General features: G+C 62.5%; 24 protein-coding genes. 7 read left to right on the top strand and 17 right to left on the bottom strand.

Annotated elements, in window-relative coordinates; translation table 11 throughout:
* Positions 1 to 2 precede the first annotated feature (2 nt).
* Positions 3 to 491: a GNAT family N-acetyltransferase gene (locus AC1D10_RS14330; RefSeq protein ID WP_477272724.1), complete on the top strand. Its 489-nt coding sequence runs from the start codon at positions 3 to 5 to the stop codon at positions 489 to 491.
* A gap of 169 nt (positions 492 to 660) precedes the next feature.
* On the opposite strand, the gene AC1D10_RS14325 is transcribed toward AC1D10_RS14330, so the two are convergent.
* Positions 661 to 1,662: a 2-hydroxyacid dehydrogenase gene (locus tag AC1D10_RS14325; RefSeq protein WP_477272722.1), complete on the bottom strand. Its 1,002-nt coding sequence runs from the start codon at positions 1,660 to 1,662 to the stop codon at positions 661 to 663.
* Between the two features lie 151 nt (positions 1,663 to 1,813).
* Here AC1D10_RS14325 and AC1D10_RS14320 point away from each other — a divergent pair, with 151 nt between their 5' ends.
* A complete protein-coding gene (locus AC1D10_RS14320) occupies positions 1,814 to 2,374 on the top strand; it encodes an SH3 domain-containing protein (protein ID WP_477272720.1) in 561 nt (186 codons plus the stop codon).
* Between the two features lie 118 nt (positions 2,375 to 2,492).
* Here the strand turns inward: AC1D10_RS14320 and irrA are convergent, their stop codons facing one another.
* Positions 2,493 to 2,924 carry an iron response transcriptional regulator IrrA gene (gene irrA / locus AC1D10_RS14315; protein WP_024503471.1) on the bottom strand — a complete coding sequence of 144 codons (432 nt, stop codon included), beginning with the start codon at positions 2,922 to 2,924 and terminating at the stop codon, positions 2,493 to 2,495.
* Between the two features lie 243 nt (positions 2,925 to 3,167).
* On the opposite strand from irrA, the gene fabA reads away from it, so the two are divergent.
* The 4 genes from fabA (at position 3,168) to AC1D10_RS14295 (ending at position 7,537) form a co-directional block, all read left to right on the top strand.
* Positions 3,168 to 3,686 carry a 3-hydroxyacyl-[acyl-carrier-protein] dehydratase FabA gene (fabA, locus tag AC1D10_RS14310; protein ID WP_477272717.1) on the top strand — a complete coding sequence of 173 codons (519 nt, stop codon included), beginning with the start codon at positions 3,168 to 3,170 and terminating at the stop codon, positions 3,684 to 3,686.
* Positions 3,687 to 3,722: 36 nt separating this feature from the next.
* Entirely contained in the window at positions 3,723 to 4,943 is a 1,221-nt protein-coding gene (gene fabB / locus AC1D10_RS14305; protein ID WP_477272715.1) for a beta-ketoacyl-ACP synthase I, read from the top strand.
* A 31-nt stretch (positions 4,944 to 4,974) separates the two neighbouring features.
* The gene (gene fabI, locus AC1D10_RS14300) at positions 4,975 to 5,787 is read left to right on the top strand and encodes an enoyl-ACP reductase FabI (RefSeq protein WP_477272713.1); all 813 of its coding nucleotides are present in this window, start codon (positions 4,975 to 4,977) and stop codon (positions 5,785 to 5,787) included.
* 205 nt (positions 5,788 to 5,992) lie between these two features.
* A complete protein-coding gene (locus tag AC1D10_RS14295; protein WP_477272711.1) occupies positions 5,993 to 7,537 on the top strand; it encodes a putative bifunctional diguanylate cyclase/phosphodiesterase in 1,545 nt (514 codons plus the stop codon).
* Between the two features lie 17 nt (positions 7,538 to 7,554).
* Here AC1D10_RS14295 and AC1D10_RS14290 read toward each other — a convergent pair whose 3' ends face one another.
* From AC1D10_RS14290 to AC1D10_RS14240, 11 genes are all read right to left on the bottom strand, one after another.
* The gene (locus tag AC1D10_RS14290) at positions 7,555 to 8,574 is read right to left on the bottom strand and encodes a class I SAM-dependent methyltransferase (RefSeq protein ID WP_477272709.1); all 1,020 of its coding nucleotides are present in this window, start codon (positions 8,572 to 8,574) and stop codon (positions 7,555 to 7,557) included.
* A gap of 113 nt (positions 8,575 to 8,687) precedes the next feature.
* Positions 8,688 to 10,832, bottom strand: coding sequence for a polyribonucleotide nucleotidyltransferase (pnp, locus tag AC1D10_RS14285; RefSeq protein ID WP_477272707.1), 2,145 nt, complete (start codon positions 10,830 to 10,832; stop codon positions 8,688 to 8,690).
* Positions 10,833 to 11,109: 277 nt separating this feature from the next.
* Positions 11,110 to 11,472, bottom strand: a complete 363-nt coding sequence (gene rpsO / locus AC1D10_RS14280; protein ID WP_379017668.1) for a 30S ribosomal protein S15 — start codon at positions 11,470 to 11,472, stop codon at positions 11,110 to 11,112.
* Positions 11,473 to 11,561: 89 nt separating this feature from the next.
* Complete coding sequence (gene corA / locus AC1D10_RS14275; protein ID WP_477272705.1) at positions 11,562 to 12,656, bottom strand: magnesium/cobalt transporter CorA; 1,095 nt, start codon at positions 12,654 to 12,656, stop codon at positions 11,562 to 11,564.
* 44 nt (positions 12,657 to 12,700) lie between these two features.
* The gene (truB, locus tag AC1D10_RS14270) at positions 12,701 to 13,696 is read right to left on the bottom strand and encodes a tRNA pseudouridine(55) synthase TruB (RefSeq protein ID WP_477272703.1); all 996 of its coding nucleotides are present in this window, start codon (positions 13,694 to 13,696) and stop codon (positions 12,701 to 12,703) included.
* Positions 13,696 to 14,121: a 30S ribosome-binding factor RbfA gene (gene rbfA, locus AC1D10_RS14265; RefSeq protein WP_477272701.1), complete on the bottom strand. Its 426-nt coding sequence runs from the start codon at positions 14,119 to 14,121 to the stop codon at positions 13,696 to 13,698. The genes truB and rbfA overlap by 1 nt, the downstream gene beginning before the upstream one ends.
* A gap of 127 nt (positions 14,122 to 14,248) precedes the next feature.
* Positions 14,249 to 16,816 (bottom strand): translation initiation factor IF-2, encoded by a 2,568-nt coding sequence (infB, locus tag AC1D10_RS14260; protein ID WP_477272699.1) that lies wholly within the window; start codon positions 16,814 to 16,816, stop codon positions 14,249 to 14,251.
* Positions 16,813 to 17,463, bottom strand: coding sequence for an RNA-binding protein (locus tag AC1D10_RS14255; RefSeq protein WP_111544685.1), 651 nt, complete (start codon positions 17,461 to 17,463; stop codon positions 16,813 to 16,815). The genes infB and AC1D10_RS14255 overlap by 4 nt, the downstream gene beginning before the upstream one ends.
* Before the next feature lie 38 nt (positions 17,464 to 17,501).
* A complete protein-coding gene (nusA, locus tag AC1D10_RS14250; RefSeq protein WP_379106921.1) occupies positions 17,502 to 19,097 on the bottom strand; it encodes a transcription termination factor NusA in 1,596 nt (531 codons plus the stop codon).
* Positions 19,098 to 19,146: 49 nt separating this feature from the next.
* Positions 19,147 to 19,794: a ribosome maturation factor RimP gene (gene rimP / locus AC1D10_RS14245; RefSeq protein ID WP_477272696.1), complete on the bottom strand. Its 648-nt coding sequence runs from the start codon at positions 19,792 to 19,794 to the stop codon at positions 19,147 to 19,149.
* The gene (locus tag AC1D10_RS14240) at positions 19,791 to 19,988 is read right to left on the bottom strand and encodes a hypothetical protein (RefSeq protein ID WP_477272694.1); all 198 of its coding nucleotides are present in this window, start codon (positions 19,986 to 19,988) and stop codon (positions 19,791 to 19,793) included. Before AC1D10_RS14240 ends, rimP begins: the two co-directional genes overlap by 4 nt.
* A 94-nt stretch (positions 19,989 to 20,082) precedes the next feature.
* On the opposite strand from AC1D10_RS14240, the gene AC1D10_RS14235 reads away from it, so the two are divergent.
* Complete coding sequence (locus AC1D10_RS14235) at positions 20,083 to 20,247, top strand: hypothetical protein (RefSeq protein WP_111544688.1); 165 nt, start codon at positions 20,083 to 20,085, stop codon at positions 20,245 to 20,247.
* A 66-nt stretch (positions 20,248 to 20,313) separates the two neighbouring features.
* Here the strand turns inward: AC1D10_RS14235 and trmB are convergent, their stop codons facing one another.
* The 4 genes from trmB to lnt all read right to left on the bottom strand — a co-directional run bounded on the left by trmB (position 20,314) and on the right by lnt (position 24,629).
* Positions 20,314 to 21,015, bottom strand: coding sequence for a tRNA (guanine(46)-N(7))-methyltransferase TrmB (gene trmB, locus AC1D10_RS14230; protein ID WP_477272692.1), 702 nt, complete (start codon positions 21,013 to 21,015; stop codon positions 20,314 to 20,316).
* A 24-nt stretch (positions 21,016 to 21,039) separates the two neighbouring features.
* Positions 21,040 to 22,305, bottom strand: coding sequence for a methionine adenosyltransferase (gene metK, locus AC1D10_RS14225; protein WP_477272690.1), 1,266 nt, complete (start codon positions 22,303 to 22,305; stop codon positions 21,040 to 21,042).
* Between the two features lie 170 nt (positions 22,306 to 22,475).
* Entirely contained in the window at positions 22,476 to 22,895 is a 420-nt protein-coding gene (locus AC1D10_RS14220) for a helix-turn-helix domain-containing protein (protein WP_379106911.1), read from the bottom strand.
* Positions 22,896 to 23,036: 141 nt separating this feature from the next.
* Entirely contained in the window at positions 23,037 to 24,629 is a 1,593-nt protein-coding gene (lnt, locus tag AC1D10_RS14215) for an apolipoprotein N-acyltransferase (protein WP_477272687.1), read from the bottom strand.
* Positions 24,630 to 24,725: the final 96 nt, after the last annotated feature.

Here is a 24,725-nt window from a genome sequence, read left to right as displayed (position 1 = left end):
CCGTGGACCCGACCGAACCTGCCTCCATCACGCGGATCCCGGCCGATTTCGACCGCTGGAACGATGTGCTGGCACTGATCATGGACGCCTTCGCCGCCATGGACGGCGTCATCGACCCTCCATCGTCAGCACACCTGCTGACCGCCGACACTCTGCGGGACAAGGCGCGGCGAGAGACCGGCTTCGTGGCGCTCAACGGCGACAAGATCGTCGGCTGCGTTTTTGCCCTTGAGAAGGGGACGGAATATTATGTCGGCAAGCTCGCCGTCGCGCCGGCTTGTCAGGGACAAGGCATTGGCCGACGGCTGATGCAGGCGGTCGAAGATCTTGCCCGCAGCCGCGGCAAGGCTGCGGTCGAGCTTCAGACGCGGATCGAACTGACCGGGAACCATGCGGCCTTTGCGCGCTTCGGCTTTCACGAGACCGAACGGACGGCCCATGAGGGCTACCTCAAGCCGACCTCGATCACCCTGCGCAAGGTGCTTTCGTAAGCCCGGACTTTCATTCGAAAAAGCCACGAACGCCGTGCTTCGATAGCATCGGCTTCTGGATCTGTTCCATCCCGATGGAATCGGGATGGGCTCTATCCCTTTGTTTGAGCATGGTCTCTGGACAAACGGTTTCCGTTTGTCCGAGAAAACCAGTCTGCACTTTTCGGGATCATACTCTAAGCGGCAGCACGCGATCCGGCGGGCGGTGGCCGTCGACGAATGCGCGGATGTTGATGATGACCTTTTCGCCCATGTCGATGCGGCCTTCGAGCGTCGCCGAGCCCATATGCGGCAGAAGCACGACCTTGCCCTTGGCGGCGAGCTTCAGCAGCTTGCCGTTCAGTGCCGGCTCGTGCTCGTAGACGTCGAGGCCGGCCCCGGCGAGCTTGCCGTCCTGGATCAACTTGACCAGCGCTTCTTCGTCGATGATGTCGCCGCGTGCGGTGTTGACGATATAGGCCGTTGGCTGCAGCAGCGCCAGCCGCCGCGCCGAAAGCAGATGGAAGGTCGCGGGCGTCGAGGGGCAATTGACCGAAATGATATCCATGCGGGCCAGCATCTGGTCGAGGCTTTCCCAATAGGTCGCCTCCAGCCCGTCTTCCACGGCCGGCAGCACGCGATGGCGGTTGTGATAGTGGATCGACAGGCCGAAGGCCTTGGCCCGTCTGGCGACCGCGGTGCCGATGCGGCCCATGCCGACTATGCCGAGCCGCTTGCCCCAGATGCGCCGGCCAAGCATCCAGGTCGGCGACCAGCCGGCCCATTTCTTGTCGCCGGTGAGCACGTTGGCGCCTTCCACCAGCCGCCGCGGCACCGCCAGCATCAGCGCCATGGTCATGTCGGCGGTGTCCTCGGTCAGCACATTGGGCGTGTTGGTGACGGTGATGCCCTTCTTGGCCGCCGCCGAGACATCGATCTTGTCGACGCCATTGCCGAAATTGGCGATCAGCTTAAGATTGTCGCCGGCCTGGGCGATCAGCGCGGCGTCGATCTGGTCGGTCACCGTCGGCACCAGCACGTCGGCTTCCTTGACCGCCGCAACCAGTTCCGGCTGCGTCATCGGCCTGTCCTCGACATTCAGCCGGGCATCGAACAGTTCACGCATGCGGGTCTCGACCGGGTCGGGCAGCTTTCGCGTGATGACGACGAGAGGCTTCTTTTTGCCTGCCATTGTTTCCTCGTACCCCGATCTCGTTGAGACCTCTTTAACCAAGACCGGCGAAACTGAAAGCCGGTCGCGGTGCCGATTACCCCATGTAACAAGCGGTGCCGCCGAAGACAAAGAAAAAGGGGCGCCAAGGCAAGCGCCGAAAGGAATGAAAGTGTCTGGTTTCGCGTCGCTTCGCCTGACCCTCAGCGCAGCATTTATCGGCGCTCTGCTTTATTCTCCGCTTGCCGCGGCGCAGAGTGCGGCGGCCCCTGCCCAGAGCGTCATCACGCTCGGCCCGAGCGGTCTGCCGCTGCCGCGATTCGTCAGCCTGAAATCCGGCCGCGTCAACTCGCGCGTCGGCCCCGGCGCCAACTACTCGGTCGACTGGATGTATATGAAGGCTGGCCTGCCGATGGAGATCATCCAGGAATTCGATACATGGCGCCGCGTGCGCGATGCCGACGGTTCGGAGGGCTGGATCAACCAGTCGCTGCTTTCCGGTCGGCGCACGGCAATCGTCGCCCCATGGCAGCGCGGCAAGGACGCCCAGGTCAACCTTCTCAACAGCCCCGAAAAGGATGCAAGGGTGGTCGCGATGGTCGAGCCGGGCGTCATGGGCACGATCAAGTCCTGCGACGGCCAGTGGTGCGAAATGACGTTCGACGGCCACACTGGCTGGCTCGCCCAGTCGCTTGTCTGGGGCGCCTATCCCGGCGAACGGGTCAAGGACTGATTTTTAGACCCTTTGACCAAGATCGTTCCGTGCCAAAGATCGCGGTCGTGGATCAGCGCCCGATGTGGCCGAGATAGGTGTCCTGAAAGCCGGATCGAGGGATTTCATCCCTCGCCGGTCATTCGCGGCGTTTTGGGCGCAGCCTCACCACGATATCGACATTGGCGATCTCCATCCCCTCTGGCGGCTCCGGCAGGTTGGCAACCGTCACCGGACCGCTGTCGATGTCAAATATGCGGTTTTCGCCTTCGATGTAGAAATGGTGGTGATCGGAGGTGTTGGTGTCGAAATAGGTCTTCGCGCCCTCGACGGCGAGGATGCGCAACAGGCCCGCCTGGGTGAACTGGTGGAGGGCGTTGTAGACGGTGGCCAACGACACCGGCACGCCGGCGGCGACCGCCTCCTCGTGCAGTTCCTCGGCCGACAAATGACGGTCGCCCTTGGCGAAAAGCAGGTCGGCCAGCGCAATACGCTGGCGTGTCGGCCTCAGGCCGGCTTCACGGACCCGCTTGTCCACAGCGACATTTTCCTTCCGACCGTCCAGGTCCATCTTCTCGTCGAACCCCACAGTTCCGCCCCAAGACACGCCCAGAATGGCAAAAAAATGAACGTCTGCCGAAACCGGACCTCTGCTGACATATATTCTGTCGTCCGAAAGCGATCAATAGCGCGCATTGACCCGGACAACCGAGCAGGTTAAGCGCAAACGCCGGTTTCCGGCCTGAAACAGATTGTGTTAGGAAACCAACGACAAGGGCACCCGATAGCCCGGAACGATATGGGGACGAGATTGATGGCGGGTTCGAAATCCAGCTACGACTATGACGAATTGCTGGCCTGCGCCCGCGGCGAACTGTTCGGACCGGGCAACGCCCAGCTTCCCTATCCGCCCATGCTGATGTTCGACCGCATCACCGAGATCAGCGAGACAGGCGGCGCCTTCGACAAGGGGTTCATCCGCGCGGAATTCGACATCAAGCCGGACCTGTGGTTCTTTGCCTGCCATTTCATCGGCAATCCGATCATGCCGGGGTGCCTCGGCCTCGACGCCATGTGGCAATTGACGGGCTTCTATCTCGGCTGGCTCGGCGAACCCGGCAAGGGAATGGCGCTGTCGACCGGTGAGGTCAAATTCAAGGGCATGGTGACGCCCTCGGTGAAGAAGGTCGAGTATGGGATCGATTTCAAGCGCGTGATGCGTGGCCGGCTGGTGCTCGGCATCGCCGATGGCTGGCTGAAGGCGGATGGCGAACCCATATACGCGGCTACGGATTTGAAGGTCGGTCTGTCCAAGCAGTCGGCGGTTGGCTGACCGGCATCCCTGCCGGCCCCCTGGAAGGAGTTGCGAATGAGACGTGTCGTAGTCACAGGCCTCGGCATCGTGTCGTCGATTGGCAACAATGCCAACGAGGTGCAGGCCTCGCTGCATGACGCCCGATCCGGCATCAGCTTCTCCGATTCCTTCGCCGAACATGGCTTCCGCTGCCAGGTTTGGGGAGCGCCGACGCTCGATCCATCCGCCATGATCGATCGCCGTGCGATGCGCTTCCTGTCGAAAGGTGCCGCCTGGAACCACGTCGCCATGGATCAGGCTATCGCGGATGCGGGCCTCGGCGAGAGCGACGTCACCAATGAGCGCACCGGCATCGTCATGGGATCGGGCGGACCCTCCACCCGCACCATCGTCGAAGCGGCCGAAATCACCCTGAAGAACGGCAGCCCCAAGCGCATCGGTCCGTTCGCGGTGCCGAAGGCGATGTCGTCGACCGCATCGGCAACGCTTGCCACCTGGTTCAAGATCCACGGCGTCAACTACTCGATCTCGTCGGCCTGCTCGACCTCGGCGCATTGCATCGGCAATGGCTACGAACTGATCCAGTGGGGCAAGCAGGATATCGTCTTTGCCGGCGGTCACGAGGATCTCGACTGGACGATGTCGGATCTGTTCGACGCCATGGGCGCCATGTCCTCGAAATTCAACGAGCGGGCATCCGCCGCCTCGCGCGCCTATGACGCCGATCGCGATGGCTTCGTCATCGCCGGCGGCGCCGGCGTGCTGGTGCTGGAAGAACTGGAGCATGCCAAGGCGCGCGGCGCCAAGATCTACGCCGAGATCGTCGGCTACGGCGCGACCTCGGACGGCTACGACATGGTGGCGCCATCCGGCGAAGGCGCGGTCCGCTGCATGCGCCAGGCAATGGCGACGATTTCCGCGCCGGTCGATTACATCAACACTCACGGCACGTCGACGCCGGTGGGCGACTCCAAGGAGATGGGCGCTATCCGCGAGGTGTTCGGCGAAAAGATGCCGTACATCACGTCGACGAAATCGCTGACCGGCCATTCACTGGGTGCTGCCGGCGTGCAGGAATCCATCTACTCGATCCTGATGATGCAGGGCGGTTTCATCGGCGAAAGCGCCCATATCGAAACCCTCGACCCCGAATTCGAGGGCATGCCGATCGTGCGAAAGCGCATCGACAACGCCAAGATCGACACTGTTTTGTCGAATTCGTTCGGCTTCGGTGGCACCAACGCAACGCTCGTTTTCCAGCGCTATTCCGCATAAGGCCAGCGTTTTTGTATAAGGATTGGCGGCCATGGACGGATTGATGAAGGGCAAGCGCGGGCTTGTCATGGGTGTCGCCAACGATCATTCGATCGCCTGGGGTATCGCCCGGAAATTATCCGAACATGGGGCGGAGCTTGCCTTCACCTATCAAGGCGACGCCTTCGGGCGCCGGGTCAAACCGCTCGCCGACAAGCTCGATGCCTCGCTGGTCGTGCCATGCGACGTCGAGGACAGCGCTTCGGTGGCGGCCACGTTCGAGACCCTGGGCAACGCCTGGGGCGGGCTGGATTTCGTCGTCCACGCCATCGGCTTTTCCGACAAGAACGAACTGAAGGGGCTCTACGCCGACACCAGCCGTGACAATTTCGTCCGCACCATGGTGATCTCCTGTTATTCCTTCACCGAGATCGCCCGCCATGCCGCCGCCTTGATGCAGGGCGGCGGATCGATGATCACGCTGACCTATGCGGGTTCGGTCCGTGTCATGCCGAACTACAATGTCATGGGCGTCGCCAAGGCCGGGCTGGAAGCCAGTGTGCGCTACCTCGCCAACGACTACGGTCCGCGCGGCATCCGGGTGAACGGCATATCGGCCGGACCGGTGCGCACGCTCGCCGGCGCCGGGATTTCCGATGCGCGCCATATGTTCTCCTACCAGCAGCGCAACTCGCCGCTGCGGCGCACCGTGACCATCGACGAGGTCGGCGGTTCCGCGCTCTATCTGTTGTCCGACCTGTCTTCCGGCGTCACCGGCGAAATCCATTATGTCGATTCCGGCTATCACATTGTTTCCATGCCAACGCTCGATGAATTGAAGCAGACCGATGGCGGGCGAGACTAATGCACGTCGCCCAAAAGTGCGCAGCGGTTTTGGGACCACGACATGCATAAAACAGAAGCTTAAAGGGCGTCGACTGATTCCGTTTCAACGCGACGCGCTTTAGTCCGCTCAAGAAATACTTCAGGTCCAATAAAATTGGACGCTTTCGCGGAAACTCATTTTAAGGATATATCCGCTAGAAGGGCCTGTACTCTGGGGACCTTCAATGCCCGCCGTCAGCAACCCGAAGCGAACACCGGTATTCCGGCTGCTCACCATAGCAAGCTCGGGTATTGGCAGTTTCGTCCTCGGACTCTGGGGCTTGAAGCACGGTCTCGGCGATGGTTTCGCCGGCATACCGGCGGATATGATGGTCGCCATGATGGCCGCCCTTTGCGCCCTGGCGGCGTCGGTAGCCGCGATGTCCTTCTTCGCCGGCGTCGATGAATCGGCGGATTTCGTCTTCGAGGAAACCCATTTCGACAAGCTGACCGGCCTGCTGGCGCGTCCGGCGATGGTCGGCAAGATTGCCGAAGCGGCCTGTGCGACAAGCCGGACCGGCGAGCCGATGTTCCTCATCGACATCGACATCGATCGGTTCAAGCAGATCAACGACGCCATCGGCTACAGCCAGGGCGACGAGTTGATCCGGGCCTTCACCAAGCGATTGAAGACCTGCGTGCCGCAACGCGCGATAATCGGACGCATCGGCGCCGGTGAATTCGCGGTCCTGCTCCCTGACAATCAGGTGCAAGGGTCGCTGGAAAGCGCCATCGAGAGGCTCATCGACGAGATGATGGAGCCCTATGGGCTCAGCACGCACCTGCAATCGGTCAGCCTGTCGGTGGGCATCGTGGCGATGCCAAAGGACGGCGTCGATCCGGTCCTCATCCTGCGCCGCTCCAATCTGGCGCTGCAGAATGCGCGCGCCAGTGGCGTCGGCAATTGGTCGGTCTTCCACGCAGAAATGGGCAGGGTCGCCGACCACCGCCAGTGGGTCGAGTCCGAGCTGCACATTGCCTTCGAGCGCGGCGACTTCGATCTTCACTACCAGCCGCAGCTCGATCTCCCCACCGGCCGCATCGTCGGTTATGAAGCGCTGATCCGCTGGCGGCATCCCGAACGCGGCATGATCCCGCCGATGGAGTTCATCCCGATCGCCGAGGAAACCGGCATGATCGGTCCGATCGGCGAATGGGTGCTACGCAAGGCCTGCAGTGACGCCCGTCATCTGCCCGACGACTGCTTCGTCGCCGTCAACATCTCGCCCGTGCAGTTCATGACCAAGGACTTCGTCGGTATCGTGCGCGACACCATGACGAGCACTGGCATCAAGCCGTCGCGGCTGGAACTGGAAGTCACAGAGACAGCGATGATGCAAGACCGCGACCGCGCCGCCACGATCCTCAAGGAGCTGGCGGACATGGGTATCTCGGTTGCCGTCGACGATTTCGGCACCGGCTATTCCAATCTGAGCTACCTGATCGACTTCTCGTTCGGCAAATTGAAGATCGACCGCTCCTTCGTCAGCCGCCTCGATACAGACTCAAGCTCCGGCGCGGTTGTCTCGACCATCGTCGGGCTTTCGCGCGCGCTCGGGGTCAGCATCATCGCCGAAGGCGTCGAGACCGAAAGCCAGGCGACGCTGCTCAGGGCGGCCGGCTGCGAAGTGGTGCAGGGCTACCTGTTCGGCAGGCCGGCGCCACTCAGGTTCAGGGTTGGTGACGCGTATGCCACCGACGAGGTCCGACGCGTCGCCAATCTGCATTGAACGCGGCGCCGAGTGGTTCAGCGGCGCGCGACAAGCACCTTGAACATGCCGTCGCGGGCGAGCTCGGCATGGCTCGAAAAGGCAGCCGACAGCACCGGTTCGTAGGGAAGCTGACGGTTGGAGACCATGAACAGCCGCCCGCCGGGCTTCAGGGCCTTGGCTGCCGCGCGGATCATGCCGGCGCCGATCTCCGGCTCGGCAGCACGGCTGCGATGAAAGGGCGGGTTCATGGCGATCGCGTCGTAGCACTTCTCGACCGGTTCCTTCAGCAGATCGATCCAGAAGAAATCCCTGACGATCGACTGGCTAGCCCCTGCCAGATTGAGCTTCGCCGCTTCCAGTGCATCGAATTCGGCCTCGTAGAGATCGAGCACCGACAGGCCTGGGCAGCGGGCGGCTACCTCGGCCGCCACGTAGCCCCAGCCGGCGCAGAAATCAGCAACGCTGCCCCGCAGGTCGCCAGGCAAGTTCTCGACCAGCAATTTCGAGCCGGTATCGACCCGGTCGAAGGAAAACATGCCGGGCGCGGTGCCGAACCGGCCTTCGACCAGTAGGGCGGGATTGGCGGCGCGCAGGTCTTGCGCAGCGGCCAGATCGGCAGGCCGGCGAAGCCAGAAGGCGATGCCGTGATATTTCGGCAGGTGGCCCTCCAGCGGCACAAGTTCGTCAATGCGCTTGCGCAGGCTGGCGATACCATCGTCCTTGCCGCCGGCAACGACAACCAATCCGCCCGGTGCCACACGCTCGAGTGCCTCGGCGAGGCGCAATTCGTTCAGGCCGCGATGCCGGCCGGCAAGCACGAGTGCCATGTCGAAGCCTCCGCCTTCCGCTTGCGCGGTGACGATGAAGCCAGATGCCTGTAGCGCTCGAAAATGCGGCCGGAAGCCCTGTACGAGGTGCAGCGCGGCCTCGAAGCCTTCGGGCAGGCGAAAGCCCGGCTCGGCGCCGAGAAACAGGGCGCGATCACCCTTTCCCGGCAAAGGAACAGCGTCGACCTCAAAGGGATGAAAAAGCGTCTTCAGCGGCTCGGCGGACATTGTTCGATCTCGAAACGAGGCCTGTCTTGGCATTCTGAAAATGAAAATCGGGCCGAAAATAAAAACGGGCGCGACATAAGCCGCGCCCGCTTCGATTTAGTATCCCGCACCAATCAGGCGGCGTTTTCTTCTTCGGTCTTCTTGTCGCGGGCGAGTTCCTTACCGGTGGCCTGGTCGACGACCTTCATCGACAGGCGGACCTTGCCGCGCTCGTCGAAGCCCATCAGCTTGACCCAGACCTTGTCGCCTTCCTTGACGACGTCCGAGGTCTTGGCGACCCGGTCGTTGGCAAGCTGCGAGATGTGGACGAGGCCGTCACGCGGACCGAAGAAGTTGACGAAAGCACCGAAGTCGGCGGTCTTGACGACCGTGCCTTCGTAGATCTCGCCGACTTCCGGCTCGGCGACGATGGTGTGGATCCACTTCTTCGCCGCCTCGATTTCCTTGGCGTTGGACGAAGCGATCTTGACCGTGCCGTCGTCCTCGATGTTGATCTTGGCGCCGGTCTTTTCGACGATCTCGCGGATGACCTTGCCGCCCGAGCCGATGACGTCGCGGATCTTGTCGGTCGGGATGTGCATGACCTCGATGCGCGGTGCGAACTCACCGAGCTCCGAACGCGCGCCGGAGAGCGCATTCGACATCTCGCCGAGGATATGCAGACGGCCGTCCTTGGCCTGGCCAAGCGCGATCTGCATGATCTCCTCGGTGATGCCATCGATCTTGATGTCCATCTGCAGCGAGGTGATGCCGTTGGCGGTGCCGGCGACCTTGAAGTCCATGTCGCCGAGGTGATCCTCGTCGCCAAGGATGTCGGAGAGCACGGCGAAGCGCTCGCCTTCCTTGATCAGGCCCATGGCGATACCAGCGACGGGCTTGGCCAGCGGCACGCCGGCATCCATCAGTGCCAGCGAGGTGCCGCAGACGGTCGCCATCGACGACGAGCCGTTGGACTCGGTGATCTCCGAGACGACGCGCAGCGTGTAGGGGAACTGGTCAGCGCTCGGCAGCATCGGGCGGATAGCGCGCCAGGCGAGCTTGCCATGGCCGATTTCGCGGCGGCCCGGCGAACCCATGCGGCCGGTTTCACCGACGGAGTAGGGAGGGAAGTTGTAGTGAAGGAGGAACTTCTCCTTGTACATGCCGGTCAGCGAATCGACATACTGTTCGTCCTCGCCGGTGCCGAGCGTGGCAACGACCAGCGCCTGGGTCTCGCCGCGGGTGAACAGCGCCGAACCGTGCGTGCGCGGCAGTACGCCGACTTCGGAGACGATCTTGCGGACCGTCTTGAGGTCGCGACCATCGATGCGCGAGCCGGTGTCGAGGATGTTCCAGCGCACGACCTTGGCCTGAAGTTCCTTGAACACGGTGCCGATCTGCTCGGACGTGTACTTGGCCTCTTCACCTTCAGCCGGAGCAAACGCGGCCTTGACCTTCGCCTTGACGGCGTCGACGGCGGCATAGCGCTTCTGCTTGTCGGTGTTCTTGTAGGCATCGCGAAGCTCGCCTTCGACGATCTTCAGCATCTCGGCTTCAAGTGCGGAATAGTCCGGCGCGGTGAAGTCGCGCGGCTCCTTGGCGGCAACTTCGGCCAGCTTGATGATGGCGTCGATAACCGGCTGGAAGCCCTTGTGACCGAACATGACGGCGCCGAGCATCAGCTCTTCGCCAAGTTCCTTGGCTTCCGATTCGACCATCAGAACGGCGTCGGTGGTGCCGGCGACGACGAGGTCGAGCTTGGATTCCTGCATCTCGTCGACATGCGGGTTGAGGACGTATTCGCCGTTGATGTAGCCGACGCGGGCGCCGCCGATCGGGCCCATGAAGGGCACGCCCGACAGGGTCAAAGCGGCCGAGGTGGCGACGATCGACAGAATGTCGGGATCGTTCTCGAGGTCATGCTGGACGACGGTGACGACGATCTGGGTGTCGTTCTTGTAGCCTGCCGCGAACAGCGGGCGGATCGGGCGGTCGATGAGGCGGGAAACCAGCGTTTCCTTCTCGCTCGGGCGACCTTCACGCTTGAAATAGCCACCCGGGATCTTGCCGGCGGCGTAGGTCTTTTCCTGGTAGTTGACGGTCAGCGGGAAGAAATCGAGGCCCGGCTTGGGCTCCTTCATCGAAACGACGGTGGCGAGAACCTTGGTCTCGCCGTAGGTCGCAAGCACCGCGCCGTCAGCCTGGCGGGCGATCTTGCCGGTTTCGAGGATGAGCGGACGACCGCCCCATTCGATTTCCACTTTGTGGTGATTGAACATATCTTGTCCTTAATAAGCGGAAAGGGCCGCGCCGTTTCACGGTGCGCGGATGCCCTTTCCCTGGCTTCCTTTCTCGGGCAGCCACGGGCAAGACAACGGGAAGCTCGGGTGGTTTCAGCGCGGCGAGCGCGCGAGCGTCCTGCAATCCTGCCCCATGACCGTCCATGGGCGGTTTCGAGTGGCCCTCTGCATGCTCGAAACCGGGTCTAGCCAATCGATGCGACTGGCAGAATGCGCGACCGGCGGGCCTTCCGAAGAAAGCCCGCCGGTCAATTCGTCAACGGCGCAGACCGAGCTTCTCGATCAGCGTCTGGTAGCGCGCGTCGTCCTTGCGCTTGAGATAATCAAGCAGGCTGCGGCGCTGGGAGACGAGAGCGAGCAGACCACGGCGGGAATGATTATCCTTCTTGTGGTCCTTGAAATGGTCGGTCAGGTTCTTGATGCGCTCGGAAAGGATGGCCACCTGGACTTCCGGAGACCCGGTATCGCCCTTGGCTGTTGCGAATTCACCCATCAATTCCTGTTTGCGCTCGGCAGTAATCGACATCGTGTTTTTCCTTATCTGTTTGAGGAAACGGGTCGCCCTCAGCCGGGATGTCGTCCAGCAGGGGCCGGTGCAAGCAAAGCGTCTTAGCGCTATGCTGCGGCGCGTATAGTGCAATTTCCCGGAAAACACCAGCCCAATTCACAAGTCGGCTTTTCAGGTCCAAATGGCTGGTTTTATCCTTGTCAAAGCCATTTCTTCCATTTGAAGAAGGCGATCAGCCCAAATGCGACAAGTGCCATGAACAGCAGCGATGCCGGGTAGCCGTAATAGGCTTTCAACTCCGGCATGTTCCAGGGCGAAGACTCTGGATCGAAATTCATGCCCCATATGCCAACCAGGAAGGTGAGCGGCATGAAGATCACCGAGACGATCGTGAGATAGCTGATGACGTCGTTGGTGCGCGCCTGGCTCAACGACAGATGCATCTCGATCAGGCCGGTCAGCATGTCGCGCTGGGTTTCGACCAGTTCGATCAGCCTGAGCGCATGGTCGAGCGTGTCGTTGAGGAAGATCTTGGTCTCGGCCTTCACATAGGGCACGTCGTTGCGGATCAGCGTTGCGAGCGCATCGCGCATCGGCCACAGCACCCCTTTCAGCACATTGGCGTCGCGACGCAATTCATGCAGCTGCCGCATTTGATGCTTGTGCGGCGAATGCAGCATTTCGTCCTCGATGCCGTCGACCGTGTCGGCGGCAGCCTCGATCGGCGGGAAATAGCTGTCGACGATGGCGTCGATCAGCGCGTAGGCAAGGTAGTCGGCGCCGCGCGCGCGCAGCCGGTTGGGCGCCGAGCTTTCGATGCGCTTGCGCACGGGATTGAACGGATCGCCTTCACGCTCCTGGAAGGTGACGACGAAGTTCTTGCCGAAGAAGACGGCGATCTGCTCATAGCGGTGCGACGTGACGTCGTCGATCATCCTGACGACGACGAAGGCGTGATCCTCGAAGAAGTCTACCTTCGGCCGTTGGCCGGTGTTGACGACATCCTCCAGCGCCAGCGGATGCAGGCTGAAAATGCGACCGATCTCCTCGATCAGCGGAATGTTGGCGAGGCCGGTGCAATCGAGCCAGATGACCGGCCATTTGTCGCAATGGGTGTTGAGGTCGTCGATGCTGGCGTTTTCGATGGTCTTGAACTTCTGCGGCGAGATCAGGGTCAGCCGCAGTTCCGAGCGCCGCGCCGCCGGATCGGCGATCAGCGTGCCGGGCGATGCGCCGACCGGCGGCCGCCGCGTCTTCACCGGCGCCCGTTTTTTCACCGCCTCGGCCTTTGCCATGTGCCCCTCGAGCATAAAGTCGAACTGAAATTAGACGACAGCCGTCACCCGGCAAAGACCCGCTTTGGCTTGAACATGCCTTGCTCGATGGCACCGATGGCGACCAGCTTGCCACGCGCCGTGGCGCAGGCTTCTTCGGCTTCCACCGGTGCGTCGCGACCACGAATGATGACAGGATTGCCGAGGCGGATCTTCGTCGCTGCATCGTCGCTGATGGCAATCTGCGGCAGGCAGTCGAGAGCCGCCGACGTATCCACCAGAAGCGCATCGATGGCACCGAAGTCGATTGGCACTTCCACCGCGTCGACGGCGTCCGTCGCGTCGACGGCGTCCGTCGCGTCTGGCTTGTCTTCACCCGGCGTGCCGAAGCGGGCGGCTTCCAATTCGGCGATGGTGACGAAATCCTCCGATGTGAACGGCTCGACCTCGACCCGGCGCAGTTCGGAAATATGGCCGAAACAGCCGAGGTCGCGGCCCATGTCGCGGGCCAGCGAGCGCACATAGGTGCCCTTGCCGCATTCGACCTCGAAGACCGTATGGTCGGCATTGTGCTCGACAATATCGAGCCGGCCGATCTCGATCTCCCGCGCGGGTATGTCGACCGTCGCGCCGTCGCGTGCCAGATCATAAGCGCGCTCGCCTGCGATCTTGATGGCCGAGAATTGCGGCGGCGTCTGCATGATGACACCGGTGTATTTCGGCAGCAGCGCAAGCACCTCGGCTTCCGACGGACGCAGGTCGGAGCTGTTCGTCACCGGACCTTCGAGGTCGTCGGTCGAACGCTCCTGTCCCCAGGCAACGGTGAAGCGATAGATCTTTGCGCCGTCCTGTACGTAAGGCACGGTCTTGGTGGCTTCGCCAAGCGCGATCGGCAGCATACCGGAGGCGAGCGGATCGAGCGTGCCGGCATGGCCGGCCTTTTCCGCCTGGAACAGCCATTTGATCTTGGAGACGGCTTCGGTCGAGCCCATGCCGACAGGCTTGTCCAGGACCAGCCAGCCCGAGATCGGCCGGCCCTTCTTCTTGCCGCGACGCGCCACTATTCGATGTCCTTGTTGTCGTCTTTGTCCTGGTCCTCGGGCCCCAGATCGCGTGCCACTTCGGGCGACTTCAAGAGATCGTTGATCCTGGCGAAATTGTCGAAGGAGGTGTCGAGCTTGAAGCGGAACTCCGGCATGAACTTCATCTGCCGCAGCGCGCCGGAGACCCGGCCGCGCACGAATTTCGCATGCTTGTTCAGCGCCTCGACCACGGCATCGGTATCCTTGGCGCCGAGTGGCGAGACGAAAGCGGTGGCGACCTTCAGATCGGGCGACATGCGCACTTCCGAGACCGAAACCACGGTGTTCTCGATCAGCGGATCGATGATCTCGCCGCGCTGCAGGGTTTCGGACAGCGCATGGCGGACCTGTTCGGCGACGCGCAGCATACGCTGGGATGGGCTGGATGTGGTTGGACGGGGCATTTTTCTCAATCCTGAAAGCGTGAGGCGCGGGATGGGACCGTGCCGCATGTCTCATATGGGTCATTCTCAATAGACTTGCGGGCGGCGGTCTTTCGACCGCCGCCCGGTATGGACAAGTCACTCGAACTCAGAGCGTCCGGGTCACCATCTCGACGCGGAAGCACTCGATGATGTCGCCGACGCGCATGTCCTCGTAGTTCTGGAAGGCCATGCCGCACTCCTGGCCGCCGGGAACTTCCGAAACTTCGTCCTTGAAGCGCTTCAGGGTCTTCAGTGTGCCTTCGTGGATGACGACGTTGTCGCGGATCAGGCGCACGCCCGCACCACGCTCGACCTTGCCTTCGGTGACACGGCAGCCGGCGATCTTGCCAACCTTGGTGATGTCGAAGATCTCGAGGATCTGCGCATTGCCGATGAAGGTTTCGCGACGCTCCGGCGACAGCAGGCCCGACAGAGCCGCCTTCACGTCATCCACGAGGTTGTAGATGATCGAGTAGTAGCGGATCTCGATGCCCGCGGCAGCGGCAGCGGCACGCGCCTGGACGTTGGCGCGGACATTGAAGCCGATGATCGCCGCACCCGAAGTCTCCGCCAGCGACACGTCGCTTTCGGTGATGGCGCCGGCGCCTGCATGGACGATGCGCGCACGCACTTCGTCGGTGCCGAGCTTGTCCAGCGCCGCGTTGATCGCCTCGATCGAACCCTGCACGTCACCCTTGATGACCAGCGGGAATTCCTTCAACCCGCTCGTCTGCAACTGCGACATCATCTGCTCGAGCGAACCGCGCTGGCCGGCATGCTTGGCAACCGCCTTCTCGCGCGCCAGACGCTGGCGATATTCGGTGATCTCGCGAGCACGGGCTTCGTTGTTGACCACGGCGAAACGGTCGCCTGCCTGCGGGGTACCCTGCAAGCCAAGCACTTCGACCGGCATCGCCGGCGGCGCTTCCTTGACCTGCCCGCCACGATCGTTGACCAGCGCACGCACCCGGCCCCATTCGTTGCCGGCAACAAGGATGTCGCCCGGCATCAGCGTGCCGGTCTGCACCAGCACGGTGGCAACGGGGCCACGGCCCTTGTCGAGCTGGGCTTCGATGACGACACCCTCGGCGGTACGATCCGGATTGGCCTTCAGGTCGAGGATTTCGGCCTGCAGCAGGATCGCCTCGAGCAGCTTGTCGAGATTGGTGCCCTTGGTCGCCGACACTTCGACGTCCAGAACTTCACCGCCCATGGATTCGACGAAGACCTCGTGGCGCAGCAGTTCGGAACGCACTTTCTGCGGATCGGCATCATGCTTGTCGATCTTGTTGATCGCCACGATGATCGGAACGCCGGCCGCCTTCGCGTGGCTGATCGATTCGATCGTCTGCGGCATGACGCTGTCGTCGGCCGCAACCACCAGGATGGCAATGTCGGTCGCCTGGGCGCCACGAGCACGCATCGCCGTGAAGGCGGCGTGGCCGGGCGTGTCGATGAAGGTGATCTTGTGACCGTTCTTCTCGACCTGGTAGGCACCGATATGCTGGGTGATGCCACCAGCTTCGCCGGAAACGACATTGGCGTTGCGGATGGCGTCGAGCAGCGAGGTCTTGCCGTGATCGACGTGGCCCATGATCGTCACGACAGGCGGACGCGTCACCAAGTCCTCGGCATTGTCGGCGATGTTGAAAAGGCCTTCTTCGATGTCGGACTCGGCGACGCGGCGGACCGTGTGGCCGAATTCGGTGGCGACCAGTTCGGCGGTGTCGGCGTCGATGACGTCGCCCGGCTTCAGGATCTGGCCCTGCTTCATGAAGAACTTGACGACGTCGACCGCACGCTCGGACATGCGCTGCGCCAGTTCCTGGATGGTGATGGTCTCGGGCAGGATCACTTCGCGCATGACTTTCTCGCGCGGCTCATTATGCATCGCGCGCTTGAATTTTTCCTGGCGGCGACGCATCGACGACAACGAACGGGCCCGAGCATCCTCGTCGGAAAGCGCGGAATTCAGCGTCAGCTTGCCGCGGCGGCGATCTTCCTCGCCCTTGGTCGGCTTGGCCGGACGCGCCACTTCGGGCGTGACCGGGCGGCGCACCGGCGCACCGGCGCCAGTCCGCTTCGGCTTGACCTCTTCCTCGTCGTCGACCGTCGCCAGTTCGGCGGCCAAAGGCGCACGGCGGCGTGCCTCTTCTTCGGCGCGACGGCGGGACTCGGCCTCGGTCTGCAACCGTGCCTCTTCCTCGGCCTGGCGGCGCGCGGATTCCTCGCGTTCGCGGCGACGTCGCTCTTCGTCCTCGGCGCGGCGCTTGGCGTCCTCGGCGGCGCGCTGACGGTCCTCGACCTCGCGTACCTTCGAGCCTTCGAGCGCCCTGCGGCGCGCTTCCATTTCACTGCGCGACAGTTCGTTCAGCACCATGCCGCTGCGCTCGACCGGAGGCGGCGGCGGTGGCGGCGCCTTTGGCGCTTCCTGCACGACGGGTGCGGCCACGACCGCCGGCTTCGGTGTGAAGACGGGTGCGGCAACCGGCTCCGGCTTGTCGCCGGGCATCGAGAACTTGCGCTTCTTGGTTTCGACGACGACCTGCTTGGTGCGGCCGTGCGAGAAGTTCTGGCGCACAGTGCCCTGTTCCATACCGGGGCGCTTCAGCGTCAAAGTCTTCTTCGGCGTCACACTCAGCGTATTGTCGTCACCCGATTTCGTATCGCTCATTCCATATCCTCTGCGGCATCATCTTCGTCAGCAACAGCCGCAAGCATTGCCAGATCGTCCGGGGAACCGCCCCGATACCGGTCGAGCGCAACCATGCGCTTCTGGACCGCCCTGCCCGCGTCTCCCGCGAGAACGGCAGCATGTATCACATTTGTACCCCCCAATGCCAAGCTCAACTCGGCCTCGGAGAAAAGTTTGTAGGCAAGGATAGCGGGCCCGCCGAGATGGACTGTCGCCCGTCGCGCCTGGCTGATCTTGCGCACGCCGTCGTCGGACGCCTCGGTCGCGTGAAGCACGAAAAGCGCCAATCCACCGCGCACCGCGCTCTCGACCTTGGTGGCTCCAAGAGAAATTGCGCCTGCCTTGCGAGCAAGCCCAAGCATGCCCAGAGCGGATCTGGAAAGCAGTCCATCGACCATGCCGCCAAGATCGGGCGGCACGACCACCTGTGCCTTGAAGGCGCGGGCAAAAAGGTTCTTCGCCGCAGCCTTGTCGATATGTAGGCGGTCGGCGCTCACCCAGCAACCACGGCCGGGCAGATTTCTCTTGATGTCGGGTACGACGGCCGAATCCGGGCCGACGACGAACCGGATCAATTCATCCGGTTCGGCCTGCCTGCGGGTGACGATGCAGGTGCGATCGTTCATCTCGTCCAAGGGCGGGTTCGGTGCGATGCGGTTTCACCTCACGCACCAACGGCTTCGTCAGCCGGTTCTTCTTCGGCTGCAAGCTCGTCTTCGGTGATCCAGCCAGCCTTGAGGCGGGCGGCCAGAACCATCTGCTCGGCATCGGCGCGTGTCACGCCGTGATTGGCCAGCACGCCGGGGAATACCTTGGTTTCGCCGTCCTTGCGTTCCTTCCAGCCGGTCAGGTCGTCGGCGGCATAGCCGGCGAAGTCCTCGATCGTCTTCACGCCGTCCTCGCCGAGCGTCACCATCATGGCGGTGGTGACGCCGGGGATTTCGCGCAGTTCGTCCGAGACGCCGAGCGCCTTGCGCTTGTCGTCGTGCTCGGCCTCGATCTTTTCCAGGTACTCGCGGGCGCGGGTCTGGATTTCCGAAGCGGTATCCTCGTCGAAGCCGTCGATCGACGCGATCTCGCCGGAGTCGACATAAGCGACTTCCTCAACGCTGGTGAAGCCTTCGGAAGCCAGCACCTGGCCGACCATCTCGTCGACGTCGAGGGCTTCCATGAACAGCGACGAACGCTCGACGAATTCCTTCTGGCGGCGCTCGGATTCTTCGGCCTCGGTCAGGATGTCGATATCCCAGCCGGTCAGCTGCGAAGCGAGCCGCACGTTCTGGCCGCGGCGGCCGATGGCCAGCGACAGCTGGTCGTCGGGAACCACGACTTCGATGCGTTCGGCATCCTCGTCGAGCACGACCTTGGCGACTTCCGCCGGCTGCAGCGCGTTGACGATGAAGGACGCGGCCGAAGGCGACCACGGAATGATGTCGATCTTCTCGCCCTGCAATTCGCCGACGACCGCCTGGACGCGGCTGCCGCGCATACCGACGCAGGCGCCGACCGGATCGATCGAACTGTCACGCGAGATGACGGCGATCTTGGCGCGCGAGCCGGGGTCGCGGGCAACCGACTTGATCTCGATGATGCCGTCATAGATTTCCGGCACTTCCATGGTGAACAGCTTGGCCATGAACTGCGGATGGGTACGCGACAGGAAGATCTGCGGGCCGCGCTGCTCGCGGCGCACGTCGTAGACGTAAGCGCGGACGCGGTCGCCATATTTGTAGTTTTCGCGCGGGATCAGCTCGTCGCGACGGATGATCGCCTCGCCGCGGCCGAGATCGACGATGACGTTGCCGTACTCGACACGCTTGACGGTCCCGTTGACGATTTCGCCGATGCGGTCCTTGTACTCGTCATACTGGCGGTCGCGTTCGGCCTCTCGCACCTTCTGCACGATAACCTGCTTGGCCGACTGGGCGGCGATGCGGCCGAAATCCATCGGCGGCAGCTGTTCGGCAATGAAGTCGCCGAGCTGGGCGTCGGGATTGCGCTCGCGCGCCGAGGAAATGGCGATCTGCGTGGCGTAGTCGTCGACCTTCTCGACCACTTCCATCAGCCGCTGCAGCTTCATCTCGCCGGTGTTCGGGTTGATGTCGGCGCGGATGTTGGTCTCCTGGCCATAACGCGAACGCGCCGCCTTCTGGATCGCATCGGCCATGGCGGCGATGACGATCGACTTGTCGATCGACTTTTCACGCGCGACCGCATCGGCGATCTGCAGCAGTTCAAGCCTGTTGGCGCTTACAACCATCGTTTTTCTCCCGAGCCTGTTTGCCGGACCTTTGCGCCCGGCAGCTCAATCATAGTTCCTGTTCGGTTTCGTTTTCCGCGCCGGCTTCCGCACCCTCGGGCGCTTCGTCGTCCGGTTCGCCGCGGCGTTTCTTGGCTTCCTTGCGCGCCCTGTTGTCCTTCGACAGGGCATCGCGAATGAGATCGTCGGTCAGGATCAGTCGCGTTTCGGAAATCGCGTCATAGGGGACCCGCACCGTCGGCTCCTCGCCATAAGCCGCCTTTTCGCGCTCGATCAGCACATCGCTATCACCGGCCTCAACGATCTTGCCCTTGAACCGCTTGCGGTCGGCGACGATGATCGATGTCTCCATCTTGACCAGGTGGCCGGTCCAGGTCGCGAAATCCGATTTGCGGACCAGCGGCCGGTCGATGCCGGGCGAAGAGACTTCGAGGTGATAGGCCTTTTCGATCGGATCATCGACGTCGAGCGCCGGCGACACCGCGCGGCTGACCTCTTCGCAATCCTCGACGGTCATGGTGCCGTCCTCGCGCTCGGCCATGATCTGCAGCGTCAGCCCGTTCTGGCCCGACAGATGCACCCGCACGAGACGGAAGCCGATGCCGCGCAGAACCGGCTGGACGATCAGCGCGATGCGCGCATCGATGCCGCTTTCGCGGATGATGCGGTCGTCGCCCTCGATTGCCGATGCAGTCATTCGATCCCTGTCGTCGCTTCGAAGCTATCGGCAGGTAATAAAAAAGAGCGGGACCGGGTGGACCCACTCTTCGTCATACCGACCAAGAATTTGAGCTTGATATAAACGATCATGGCCGGTGTTTCAAGCCCGCCGTACCCGCACGGACAAAAGCCGTGGCAGCGCAAGCGTTGCGCCAGGCGCATGGCCTCCATGCGGTTGTGCCCCTGTGAGCCTCGACGTTGCATCACCATTTATGTTGCGCTGCACAAAGATGACGACACGTCACAGCAGCGAAAGGACACAACCATGACCAACCGCAAGATCTTATCCGCCATAGGCGATCTCTTCACGACATTTGGCAGTGCAGTCGCCGCTTCGCGTGCCGTCGAAGCCGGCCGCAAGCCACGCGCGGACGACCTGCGCAAGCTCGGCATGGACCCGGCCGTTTTCAACAGGATCGGCCGTTTCTAAGGATTTGGCGGGGATGACACTCGCCTTTGCCGCCAGCGAACGCCGGAGGCGGTGTGCGATCAGCGCTTACGTCCTGACGAAAGTCAGATAGGCAGGCCGCCGGCCCTCGCGAATGGCTTTCGCCTCGTAGCGCGTGCCCGGCCAACCGTCGTAGGGCCGATGCCAGTCCGCCGCGTCCGAAGCCTGCCATGCGAATGCGCCATGTGTCCGGCAATGCAGCAAGGTCCAGTTCACATAGGTATCGATGTCGGAGGCGAAGCGGAATTTTGAACCCGGCTTCAGCACGCGCGCGAAACGGTCGAGATTGACCGGGCTGACGAAACGCCGCTTCCAGTGCTTCTTCTTAGGCCAGGGATCCGGATAGAGTAGATCGACGCCGTCGAGCGAGGCTTGCGGCAGCCAGTCGAGCAGCCGCGTGGCGTCGTCGTCATAAACCCTGAGATTTGCGAGCGGCTTCTCCCTCACCGCCATCATCATCTTGGCCATGCCATTGACGAAGGGCTCCACGCCAATAAAGCCGATCGGGGGCGCCTCGGTAGCACGATGCAGGAGATGTTCGCCGCCGCCGAAGCCGATTTCGAGACGAACCGCCGAAACATCCGCTTCAAACAGAGTGCTCAGATCCGCCGGCGGTTCAGCCGTCAGATCGAGCCGATATCTGCCGAAACCGCTTTCCAGCGCGGCCGCCTGCTGCGGACGCATGGTCTTGCCGCGCCGGCGACCGAAGAAGGCTTCGGTCGCGCGGCTTGGTCTGTCCTTCGGGTCCATGAGCCGGACTTTGCGGCGCCGCTGTCAGGCGGCGACCGCGTCCTTGAGCGCCTTGGCGAGATCGGTCCTTTCCCAGGAGAAAGACCCGTCGCGGCCGGCCTTGCGGCCAAAATGGCCGTAGGACGACGTCTTGGCGTAGATCGGCTTGTTGAGATCGAGATGGCGGCGGATGCCGGATGGCGACAGGTCCATCACGGAACGCAGCGCCTCCTCGAGCTTGGCCTCGTCGACCTTGCCGGTGCCATGCAGATCGACATAGACCGACAGCGGCTGGGCAACGCCGATGGCGTAGGAGAGCTGGATGGTGCAGCGGTCGGCAAGCTTCGCCGCCACGACGTTCTTGGCCAGATAGCGCGCGGCGTAGGCCGCCGAGCGATCGACCTTGGTGGTGTCCTTGCCCGAGAAGGCGCCGCCGCCATGGGGAGCAGCACCACCATAGGTGTCGACGATGATCTTGCGGCCCGTCAGCCCGGCATCACCGTCCGGCCCGCCGATGACGAACTTGCCGGTCGGGTTGATGTACCACATGCAGTTGTCGGCGATCTTGAGGTCGCCCAGCGCCTCGCGGATATAGGGTTCGACAACCTTGCGGACCTTCTTCGAATCCCAGCTTGCATCGAGATGCTGCGTCGACAACACGATCTGCGTCGCCTCGGCAGCCTTGCCGTCGATGTAGCGGACCGTGACCTGGCTCTTGGCATCCGGACCGAGTTTGCCGGCTTCACCGCTGCCTTCGTGGCGGGCGGCGGCCAGGAGTTCGAGGATCTTGTGGCTGTAGTAGATCGGCGCCGGCATCAGATCCGGTGTCTCGCGGCAGGCATACCCGAACATGATGCCCTGGTCGCCGGCACCTTCCTCGCCCTGACGGTCGGAGGCGTTGTCGACACCCTGGCCGATATCCGGCGACTGGCCGTGCAGCAGGACCTCGATCTTCGCCGTCTTCCAGTGGAAGCCGGCCTGCTCATAGCCGATTTCACGGATCGCCTTGCGGGCGACCGACTTGAACTTCGCCGGATTAACGACCGGATGGCCAGCGGCATCCTTGAGGATGTTGCCTTCCTTGTCCTTCTTGAGCAACGTGTCGGGAACACGCACCTCGCCAGCGATGACGACGCGGTTGGTGGTGGCCAGCGTCTCGCAAGCGACACGAACTTTCCACGGGTCCATGCCGGTCTTCTTGGCTTCGCGATAGACCAGATCGACCACCTCGTCGGAGATCCGGTCACAGACTTTGTCGGGATGGCCCTCGGCAACGGATTCCGAGGTAAAGAAGTAGTTCTGCCGCGTCACGGGTGTCCCCTCTTGAAAAAACGATCGGCAGGCTGCCGATTTTGGCGCGCCACGTGTTAGCGGGGTGGAGCGCCGCTCGTCAAGCGGTGCTGCCGTTCTGGCATGAATATCGATGCAGTTATCTTGTGCCACCGGCGGCAAACCGCCGCCGGTGTAAACGGGATTGCGGATCAGTCGGGATCGTCAGTGGTGAGGGACTTGACCAGGTCTATGATCCTGCGACGCACCTTGGCGTCGGCAATCTTGACAAAGGCCCGGTTGAGCTGAAGACCTTCGGGACTGCCGCAGAATTCGACGGCGAAAGCCATCGACGCATCTTCGGCAAAGCCACGGCCGGGTACGGCCTCCTGGCCGGGCGCATCCTCGAAAAAGAAAGCGACAGGCACGCCGAGAATGGACGCGATCGCTTGGAGACGGCTGGCGCCGACGCGGTTGGTGCCCTTTTCATATTTCTGGATCTGTTGAAATGTGATGCCGAGGTTCTCGCCCAGCTTCTCCTGGCTCATTCCCAGCATGTTGCGGCGAAGCCGGATGCGACTGCCAACATGGATATCGATCGGGTTCGGTTTCTTCTTGTTGTCTTCTGTCATTTTTTCCTCGCCGAATTTTTTCGGCTTTCTCTATTTTTTTCTTGCCCAAACGAAGCCGGAGGCAACTGCCCCAACAGAACGATCCACCGACTTCGAAGAATTTTCAGGCGCTTACAGTATGAGTTTCTAATGTGTGGGCTGTCAATTCACCCGTAGCCTTTGCCTTACGTTCAACAATGCGGCGGCGATGGCAAACAGCAACATGATCAGCATTCCGTTAATCCGCCGTTGGCCGGAAGATATGACCGCCTGACCGGAAATCGGGACGCGCGCATCAATGGCGCCGCGCGCGTCGATCGCGAGAGCATCGACGATGCGCCCGCGCGGATCAACGACGGCCGAGATGCCGTTGTTGGCAGCACGCAACAATGGCAATCCATTCTCCACCGCACGGATCTGGGCCTGTCTGAAATGCTGATACGGACCCGGCGTGTCGCCAAACCACGCATCATTGGTAACGTTCACAATAAGCTGCGCTGACGTTGCGTCAACTGCTACCAGATCGGGAAAGATCACCTCATAGCAGATAAATGGCAGCGCACGGATGCCGTCAGGAAGCGTGATGGCGTGCCGCTCGTTGCCGGCCGCAAACGTCATCGGCCCGGCAACCAGTTGCCCAATGCCGAAACGCTCGAGCAGATCGGCGAAAGGCAGATATTCGCCAAATGGCACCAGATGAACCTTGTCGACAGCGTCAGCGATTTCACCCTTGTCGTCGATCGCCACCACGGAGTTGTAGTAGCGGCTGTCGGCATTCGCGGCCGAGCCGCCTTCCTCGCGGACGACGCCGGCGATCAGCATCTGTCCGGGTCCGAGCATGTCGCCCAGCGCCGTCAACGCGTCCGGACGCTCGGTGAAGAGGAACGGCACCGAGGTTTCGGGCCAGAGGATCAATTGCGGCTTTTCATGACCTGCGTCCGGCGCCTTGGCCGACAACCCCATCAGGGTCGCGAAAATGCGGTCGCGCACCGAGGCGTCCCACTTTTCCGACAGATCCACAGCCGGCTGAACGATGCGGACATCCAGGCTGTGCGTCGCCGGCTTTTCGGGAGCCGCAAGCCTGACATAGCCGAAACCGACATGGGCGGCGGCGAGGACGACAAACAATGCCGCGCCGAGGCGCAGATGCCGGCGCGCGGCCAGCAGCGCCGGCAGTGCGAAGACGAACACCGCGAGCGCGTTCATGCCGATCATGCCGGTCACCGAGACGCTCTGCATCAGCAGGGGCACGGGCATGGCCGCATAGCCGATCGCATTCCAGGGAAAACCGGTGAACAGGAAGCCGCGCAGCCACTCCGCCAGCCCGAAGCCGAAGGCAAGGGCGGCGATGCGGCCGATATCGCTGCTCCACAGCAGGCGGGCAACCACTGACGCAAAGCCGTAGAAAAAGGCGAGTGCAAAGGGAATGCCGACCACCGCGAAGGGAAGCGCCCAGGCGAAGCTGTCGGCCTCGACCAGCAGAGCCGAGCCGATCCACCAGAGGCCGGCAAGGAAATAGCCGAAGCCGAACCACCAGCCGACGGCGAAGGCCGGCCGCAGACGCCGGAACAGGCTGCCGGAGGCCTCGCCCGTGGCGCCGTCGAGCAGCCAGACCAGAAGGGGAAACGAGATGAAACAGGCGGCGAAGAAATCGTAAGGCGCCTGCCCAAGCACCGCCAATGCGCCTGCGAGAAACGCCACGAGCGCGCGCCGCCAACCCCAAAGCAGAATTATCCGGCCGGTCAGGCGCTCCATGCATACTTCCGAGTCGCGCGAATCAGGACGCAAGATTTAACAGGCAGTGGTTCCGCCTCCAAACGCCGGGTGGCTGGCTGCACTGCGAGCTACGGC

This window comes from Mesorhizobium sp. P2_A8 (assembly GCF_056404935.1).
The sequence above is the reverse complement of the archived record's forward strand: the minus strand, read 5'-3'. Positions and strand labels throughout refer to the sequence as shown.